Raw genomic sequence first — 1,646 nt, forward strand, 5'->3', positions numbered from 1 at the left:
TCACCCTCTGCCCCAGACGCATCGGCGCCATCACCAAAGCCGCACTCGTCCTCACACAGTTCGAACACGACGGACGCTACTGAGAAAACCTCAATGAGCGTGGAGTCCCTAGCAGACGAAGACTCTCCGAAGAGCACCTTCACTCTAAGGACTCCACCGCTCTTCTCTTCACCCACCACTGTGTCGATCTCGCTGAGATCGCTCCGCTGATGAGTCTTTCGACATCCACAGGGCTACTGGCTCAACAAAGCGCTGAAGGTTCCTCATTCGCGGAAGCCAGACAAGGGTCGGCCGCGATCGAGTGCACCTTCCAGGGTGTATCGCTTACCTGTTGGTCAGGTGCAACCTTCATTGCAGAACCAGTATACCCAGTTCCAGAATACACATATATCGCATGTGCTTTTCTATTCCACAACGAGCTGGCACCCGCCCCTACGTCAGGAATAGACCCTAAGGATTTTTGGAAGTATCCGCGATAGAGTGTTGAATTCCAGACGCAAATATGATTGTCGTTATATGTACATTGCCCCAGACTGGCGGAGGCTACACCTGGACCCATCAAGGAAGCGCCGAACAACAAGGAAACAAAAGTCAGCGACTGAAAAAGACGCCTACTTCTTCTCATTTCATCCCCCATCCCAGTTTACTTACGTCGCTTTCCATCCGAAAGAAAACGGTAACAACCATATGTCGCCTACTCGAGGATCCTGTGACAGACATCACAGTCCTGCCGGCCGGGTGCCTACGAGGCCTAACTCGGACGGCGTATCCTTTCACCGAGCCAGAGGACTCAGACTGTCGCTAACATGACACCCAACCAAGGATGCCTTAAATCGTTCAACAATACCTGCAAGGTGAACACTGTGCCTACTCGCCGAAACCTCTTCATTTCAGTAGTATCGCTTTTCGTTATAGCCTGGATAGTAATTGCGACCCTGGCCATCTCGCGTCAACCGGATATTGGCGTTGACTCGGCTACCGAGCTGCGCACTCGTCTCGAACATGCCCTCAATAATCGCGATTCAGTCGAAATCGAAGAACTAATCGCCTACCCTCCTAGCGACGCGGACGAGTTCGCCAAGAACTACATCGGCGAACTGGTTAGAATCGGAGCTCATTCGATCTCCGTCACCCTGCAACCGAGCACCGAAAATCCCAGTCGCGCCCTGGTGGAAGGTGGCCGATCAGGCGGAGAAGTATTTTCGTATCTACACAATGTTCGCAAAAGCCAGGGACAGTGGAGAATCGAATTAACTCCGCCCGTGTAGAGGTGAAACGGGCACTTCGACTGAAATCTTCCACGGATCGACACCTCGCACTAACCATCGCACCACCCCTCCGCGATCGAGCGAGCCAACCGAGGCAATGATCTCGCCACCTTAGCGATGACGTAGACCAGCAGGAACTGCTGCCGAATTGCCCTCTAGGAAGTCAAGGGCGGCGCGCTTCGCGCGCCGCCGCCGGGGCACGCCCGGCCTCCCGCTGGCGCTCCCGGCCGGCGGCCCCGGCTCGCACGACGAACGACGCGACCTGACCTTCAGAGCAACCGGCCAGCCGCCACTCACCACGAGCCGGCCCCTTCACGCCCGTCAGATCGTCTGACACCGCGCCGACCGCCTCAAGGGCGCCTACGGCGTCGCTACGCG

The 1,646-nt window shown here is 56.3% G+C and carries 3 protein-coding genes; 1 reads left to right on the forward strand and 2 read right to left on the reverse strand.

Annotated features, from left to right (window positions below):
- Positions 1-241: 241 nt before the first annotated feature.
- Complete coding sequence (locus LY13_RS26265) at positions 242-637, reverse strand: peptidase inhibitor family I36 protein (protein ID WP_372493899.1); 396 nt, start codon at positions 635-637, stop codon at positions 242-244.
- 169 nt (positions 638-806) lie between these two features.
- Between LY13_RS26265 and LY13_RS25425 the strand changes: the two genes are divergently transcribed.
- Positions 807-1,268, forward strand: coding sequence for a hypothetical protein (locus LY13_RS25425; protein WP_253831094.1), 462 nt, complete (start codon positions 807-809; stop codon positions 1,266-1,268).
- Positions 1,269-1,431: 163 nt separating this feature from the next.
- Here LY13_RS25425 and LY13_RS25430 read toward each other — a convergent pair.
- The coding region (locus LY13_RS25430; protein WP_253831095.1) for a hypothetical protein at positions 1,432-1,646 on the reverse strand (215 nt) is incomplete at its 5' end.

The sequence above is a fragment of the Prauserella aidingensis genome (genome assembly GCF_024171865.1).
In the GTDB taxonomy this organism is placed as follows: Bacteria; Actinomycetota; Actinomycetes; order Mycobacteriales; family Pseudonocardiaceae; genus Prauserella; species Prauserella aidingensis.

What these genes read in the sequence shown, in the direction of transcription:
- LY13_RS25425 (WP_253831094.1), top strand. Translation starts at nt 807, where the DNA reads ATGACACCCAACCAAGGATGCCTTAAATCGTTCAACAATACCTGCAAG.
- LY13_RS26265 (WP_372493899.1), bottom strand. Translation starts at nt 637, where the DNA reads ATGGGGGATGAAATGAGAAGAAGTAGGCGTCTTTTTCAGTCGCTGACT.